Here is a 4,929-nt window from a genome sequence, read left to right on the forward strand (position 1 = left end):
TACAACGCCCTTCGCCTGCAAGGAAAACCCGGAAAGGTCGCGCTCATCGCAATCGCCCGAAAACTGCTCGTCACAGCCAACGCACTCGTCAAAGCAGACACGCCATATCAAGGTAAGACCCTTGACACATGAGACAGTCGCCGGGTTCGCTCGCTTCGCGCGCGCCCCGGAATGACCAGGAGGAGCCACGCGTGCGTCTCCCCACCCGCCGTCATTCCGGGATGCGTGCGACAGCACGCAGACCCGGAATCTCGCAGTGTTCTGCTTCCGCGCGAAGCCGTCCATCATGGGCGACCGCTCGCTTCTGACGTCATCCCCGCGCAAGCGGGGATCCAGTATCCCAGAGAGCTGGTGATCTGCACGGACGCTCTGGAATACTGGCTCGCCCGCCTGCGCGGGCGATGACGGACCGTTGTTATTTGCCTGCATCGAGATTCCGGGCTCACGCGCTGGCGCGCGCGCCCCGGAATGATTCGGTGCGTTACCCGAACGCGTAGCCCGAGATGCGCTTGTTGCCGATGGCGTCGTGGAATACGCGGCGGCCGGGGGTAGGGCCGGCGGCGCCGGCGGTGACCATCAGCGGGATCAGATGTTCTTCGCGCGGATGGCAGGCGCGGGCGCCGGGGGCGCCGGCCCACTGCGCCAGGCGGTCGTTGCGGACCGCCGCCTCCGGCGCGGTCGCGGCTTCGGTGAGCCAATGATCGAACGCCACCGACTCGGCCTCCTGGCCGTCGAAGAAGGTCGAGAGATTGTGGAAGCTGTTGCCGCTGCCGATGATCAGCACGTTGTCGTCGCGCAAGGGACGCAGCGCGGCGCCGATCGCCAGATGCCGAGCGGAATCGAGGTCCCGCTGCAGCGACAGCATCACCACCGGAATCTGCGCGTCCGGATCGACGATCAGCATCGGCACGAACACGCCGTGGTCGAAGCCGCGCGTCGCATCGGTCGCGGTGGCGATGCCGGCGTCGCCGAGCAGCGCCTGCACCCGCGCGGCGAGTACCGGATCGCCCGGCGCCGGGTAGCTCAGCCGGTAGGTGTGTTCGGGAAAGCCGTAGTAATCGAACAGCATCGGCGGCGCCGCCGAGGTGCTGACGGTCGGCAGCGCCGCTTCCCAATGGCCCGACACCATCAGGATTGCGCGCGGCCGTGCCGGCAGCGAGGCGAGCACGCCGGACAGATAGGCGCGCAGGCCGTCATAGGCGTGCGGCCCGAACCGCCGCGGCGGCTCCATCCAGAAGCAGGGGCCGCCGCCGTGCGACAGGAAGATGGTGGGCTGACGGGGCATCGTCGCAATCTCCCTGATCAAAAGTCGTGTCGAGCGGCCGCGTCACAGCACGCGGCAGGCGTCCTCGAACGAAAGCCGCGGGTTGCGCGGAAACAGCTTGTCGGCGTCGCCGTAGCCGATGTTGCACAGGAAGTTCGACTTCCAGCGGCCGTCGGGGAAGAACTCCGCATCGAGCGCGGCGTGATCGAAGCCGGACATCGGCCCGGCATCGAGCCCGAGCGCGCGGGCGGCGAGGATCATGTAGGCGCCCTGCAGCGCCGAGTTGCGCTTCGCGGTCTCGATGATCAGCTCCGGCTTGCCGACGAAGCCGCTGCGCATGTCGCGCGAAGGAAACAATTGCGGCAACAGGTCGTGAAATTCGCTGTCGTAGGCGACGATCACGCAGCACGGCGCCTGCTTCACCTTGTCGACATTGCCGGGCGCGACGCTCTTCAACAGCCGCGCCTTGGCGTCAGTGCTGCGCACGAACACGAAGCGGCCCGGGTTGCTGTTGGCCGCGGTCGGCGCCCATTTCAGAAGGTCGTACAGCGCACGGATGGTGTCGTCGGTCACCGGCTTGTTGGTCCAGGCATTATGGGTGCGGGCCTGGACGAACAGCTGGTCGAGGTGGGGATCGGGCAGCGCAGGGCTCATGGGGCGAGGTTCTTATGTGAGACGAGGGGAGGTGCGCCCGCCGCCGGATGCGGCGGGCCCGGGAGGCGGATCGATCAGTTCTGCTTTTCGAACGCGGCGCTGATCTCCAGGCCGACCTCGTCGCTGATCAGCGGCACATATTTCGTCACGCCGAACTCGCTGCGCTTGATGGTGCCGGTGAGATCGAAGCCGACCGTCACCTTCTTGTTCAGCGGATTGACGCCGGCGCCGTGCAGCCGGGCGTCGAGCGTCACGGTCTTGGTGACGCCGTGCAGCGTCAGCTCGCCGGTCACCTTGGCCTGGCGCGGGCCGGTCACGTCGACCGCCTGCGAGGTGAAGCGGATCTCCGGATGCGCCTTGGCGTCGAGCCAGTCGCTGGCCTTCAGCTCCTCGGTCAGCTTGTCGACCGGGGTGTTCACCGAGGCGGTCGGCAGCTTGATGTCGAACTTGCTCTTGGCCGGATCGGCGCCGTCGAGCTGCAGCGTGCCGGAGACGTCACCGAGGCGGCCGCGGAAGGCCGAGAAGCCCATATGCGACACCACGAAGCCGACCTGGGTGTGGTCGGGGTCGACCGCGTAAGCGCCGCTCTCGACCTTCACCGGCTCGGTCTTCACCGCCGCGGCCTTGGCGGCCTTCGGTGCGGTCTCGGCGAACGCGGCGGGCGCCACCGCCAGCGCGGCGGCCAGGATCGGAAACAGCAGGTGACGTCGGATCATGAGTGTCCTCCAGTTTGGCTGTCGGTTTGACTTAAGAGCCCCAGCCACCTGAAGAAAGTGATGAAGTCTTGCAGATCTTCATCTAAAATTTCGATGATGAACGATGGCCTCACCCTCGACCAGATTCAGCTCCTGCTCACCGTGGCGGACGAAGGCAGCTTCTCCGGCGCCGCCCGCAAGCTGCGGCGGGCGCAGTCGGCCGTCACCTACGGGGTTCAGAGGCTGGAGCAGCAAATCGGGGTGTCGCTGTTCGATCGCTCCGGTTACCGCCCGGTGCTGACCGAGGCCGGCCGCGCCATGCTGGCGCGGGCGCGGCGGATCGCCGAGGAGACGGCGGCGTTCCGCGATCAGGCCCGCAGCCTCGCCGGCGGCCTGGAATCGGAACTGACGCTGGTGCTGGACTCGATGTTTCCGATGCCGCGGATGGTCGCGGCGCTGCGCGCCTTCACCGACGCGTTCCCGACCGTGACGCCGCGGATCTTCGTGCAGTCGCTCGGTGCCTCGGCCGAGCTGGTGCTGGACGGCACCTGCATGATCGGGCTGGTGCCGGAGGCGTTCAGCGACCAGCCCGAGCTGAAGCGCTATCCGCTGTCGACCGTGCAGCTCCTGCCGGTGGTGGCGCAGCATCACCCGCTGGCGGCGATCGAGGGGCCGATCCCGACCGACGTGCTGCGCCGCTACGTCCAGCTCGTGCTCACCGACCGCTCGGCGCTGACCGAAGGGCGCGACTACGGCGTGCTGTCGACGCAGACCTGGCGACTGGCCGATCTCGGCACCAAGCACGCGATGCTGCTGGCCGGGCTCGGCTGGGGCAGCATGCCGACCCATCTGGTGGCGGACGATGTCGAAGCCGGCCGGCTCAGGCTGATCCATCCGCTCGAATTCGAGGACCGCACCGCGCAACTGGTGATGACCGCGGCGCACCTCGCCGCCCGCCCGCTCGGCCCCGCGGCGCAATGGATGCTGAACTATCTGCGCACGCAGACGCCGCGCGGGTGAGGCGCCGCGCGCTCAGCCCTTGGCGGAATCCGAGAACGTCCGGTCGGGCGACAGCTCGGAATCGTAGGCCATTTCCATCACGATGCGGAACAGCCGGTCGCAGCGTTCGTCGGGGGCGAAGTGGGTGTCGTCCTTGATCCAGCCGAGCGCCTTCTCCCAGCTCGGCGAACGGCCGATATAGGCCATCGTCCAGTGCGGGAATTCGCGCGCCTCGACCTCGCCGGCGAAGATCAGCTGGATCTTGTCGTGGCGCGGGTCGTGGCGGATCAGTTCGAACATCCGCTCCACCGCCTCGCGCGATCCTTCCAGCACCTGGGCGAAGAAGCCGCAATTGAAGATCAGCGCGCCGGTGATTCCGAGCGCATCATTGTGGCGGCGGGAGGCGTTCAGGATCGTCTCGATCTCGCGGCCGACGTCCGCGACATCGCCCTCGATCCGATTCTCGCTGACATACAGCAGGCGGTACAATGGCGATGCGTCAGCCATCATCGCGCCGGTCGAGACGGAGCACCCCCATCAGCTAGCCCTCCCCACCCTATTGAGAAGCGCCGCGGCCTCGCTTTCCTTGCGCGGCGTCAAATCTTCTTGCGCGCACGCGGCAGCGCGTCGCGGACGCGCGCGAAGCCGGGAATCCCGCAGTACGCAAAGATCGATCGCCGCTTCGAGCCGTCCGCTCAGCTCAGCATCGGCCACAGCAGGTACGCCACCGCCACGGCGAGGACGATCGCGGCCCAGATCAGCCCGTGGTTCAGCCACTGGCTGGTGGTGGTGCCGCGCAGCAGGCCGCGGCCGACGAACAGCGTCAGCGCCGACAGCATCGCGACGCCGACCACCGTCGAGGAGTCGAACAGCGCGCCGCCATAAGCGCTGTCGTTGACGATCGCCGCCACCCCGCCGGTGACCACGATCGCGATCAGAACCCAGAAATAAGCCATGCGTGAAGTGTCAGTCGCGTCGCGCGCCCCTGTCAATGCGGGGCAGCGACGCGGGGCAGGGCGCCCCGCACGTCCGGCGTATCGCGGCACGACGTCCTCACCCCGCGTCATTTCCGGGATGCGCGCCACCGCCGCGCAGGCCCGGAATGACGTCGAGAGAGGGATTGTAGAGTTGGGCTGAGCAGGTCATTCCGGGGCGCGCGCGAAGCGAGCGAACCCGGCGACTGTCTCATGTGTCAAGGGTCTTACCTTGATATGGCGTGTCTGCTTTGACGAGTGCGTTGGCTGTGACGAGCAGTTTTCGGGCGATTGCGATGAGCGCGACCTTTCCGGGTTTTCCTTGCAGGCGAAGGGCGTTGTA

General features: G+C 67.4%; 6 protein-coding genes and 2 pseudogenes. 2 read left to right on the forward strand and 6 right to left on the reverse strand.

Annotated elements, in window-relative coordinates; translation table 11 throughout:
• Positions 1-132: pseudogene (locus DWA33_RS25840) on the forward strand (IS110 family transposase); the annotation flags it as partial.
• 349 nt (positions 133-481) lie between these two features.
• Here DWA33_RS25840 and DWA33_RS24710 read toward each other — a convergent pair.
• From DWA33_RS24710 to DWA33_RS24720, 3 genes are all read right to left on the reverse strand, one after another.
• Positions 482-1,285 carry a DODA-type extradiol aromatic ring-opening family dioxygenase gene (locus tag DWA33_RS24710; RefSeq protein ID WP_114361116.1) on the reverse strand — a complete coding sequence of 268 codons (804 nt, stop codon included), beginning with the start codon at positions 1,283-1,285 and terminating at the stop codon, positions 482-484.
• 42 nt (positions 1,286-1,327) lie between these two features.
• Entirely contained in the window at positions 1,328-1,918 is a 591-nt protein-coding gene (locus DWA33_RS24715; RefSeq protein ID WP_114361117.1) for a malonic semialdehyde reductase, read from the reverse strand.
• 74 nt (positions 1,919-1,992) lie between these two features.
• Positions 1,993-2,634 (reverse strand): YceI family protein, encoded by a 642-nt coding sequence (locus DWA33_RS24720; protein WP_114361118.1) that lies wholly within the window; start codon positions 2,632-2,634, stop codon positions 1,993-1,995.
• 96 nt (positions 2,635-2,730) lie between these two features.
• Between DWA33_RS24720 and DWA33_RS24725 the strand changes: the two genes are divergently transcribed.
• Entirely contained in the window at positions 2,731-3,633 is a 903-nt protein-coding gene (locus DWA33_RS24725; protein ID WP_244601393.1) for a LysR family transcriptional regulator, read from the forward strand.
• A 12-nt stretch (positions 3,634-3,645) separates the two neighbouring features.
• Here the strand turns inward: DWA33_RS24725 and DWA33_RS24730 are convergent, their stop codons facing one another.
• The 3 genes and pseudogenes from DWA33_RS24730 to DWA33_RS25845 form a co-directional block, all read right to left on the reverse strand.
• Complete coding sequence (locus DWA33_RS24730) at positions 3,646-4,119, reverse strand: BLUF domain-containing protein (protein ID WP_114361121.1); 474 nt, start codon at positions 4,117-4,119, stop codon at positions 3,646-3,648.
• A gap of 188 nt (positions 4,120-4,307) precedes the next feature.
• Entirely contained in the window at positions 4,308-4,568 is a 261-nt protein-coding gene (locus DWA33_RS24735) for a hypothetical protein (protein ID WP_244601394.1), read from the reverse strand.
• Between the two features lie 229 nt (positions 4,569-4,797).
• Positions 4,798-4,929 (reverse strand): annotated as a pseudogene (locus tag DWA33_RS25845) (IS110 family transposase); the annotation flags it as partial.

It is taken from the genome of Rhodopseudomonas pentothenatexigens (assembly GCF_900218015.1).
Lineage (GTDB): Bacteria > Pseudomonadota > Alphaproteobacteria > Rhizobiales > Xanthobacteraceae > Rhodopseudomonas > Rhodopseudomonas pentothenatexigens.